This is a genomic window from Aquabacterium sp. A08 (assembly GCF_011742065.1).
Map to the genome: position 1 here is coordinate 1 of NZ_JAAQQT010000149.1, position 461 is coordinate 461.

A 461-nucleotide genomic window follows, 5' to 3' on the forward strand; every position below is an offset into this window, starting at 1 on the left:
CGCGCTCTTCGGCCAGGGGCGTGTAGGGCAGGGCGGCAAAGCGGGCGCGGCCATCGGCGGTGGGGTAGACGCCGTCGGTGTACAGGCGTTCGGCGCCCTGCGTCTGGTCTTCGGGCAGCGGCCACTGCTGCGGGGCCGCGTCCAGCTGGGCGTAGCTCAGGCCGGTGATGTCCAGGTCGCGGCCCCGTGTGCTGTCGCGGTGTTCGTTCCAGACCTGTTCCGGCGTTTCGTAGGGAAACAGCGTGGAGGCTGCGCGCAGGGGCAGGCGTTGCTCCAGCCGTCGGGCCAGGTCCACGGCGATTTGCCAGTCGTGGCGCGGGCCGTCTTCGTTGACGGAGGGGGCTGACACGGCCGTGCGGACCCGGCTGATGCGCCGCTCGCTGTTGGTGACGGTGCCTTCCTTCTCGCCCCAGGTGGTGGCGGGCAGCAGCAGGTCGGCCCAGTCGCAGGTGGCGGCGCTG

Annotated in this window: 1 protein-coding gene; it reads right to left on the reverse strand. The window is 72.0% G+C overall.

The window, feature by feature from the left end; genetic code table 11:
• A partial coding sequence (locus HA630_RS00840; RefSeq protein WP_166832073.1) for a molybdopterin-dependent oxidoreductase occupies nucleotides 1-461 on the reverse strand: 461 nt, incomplete at both ends.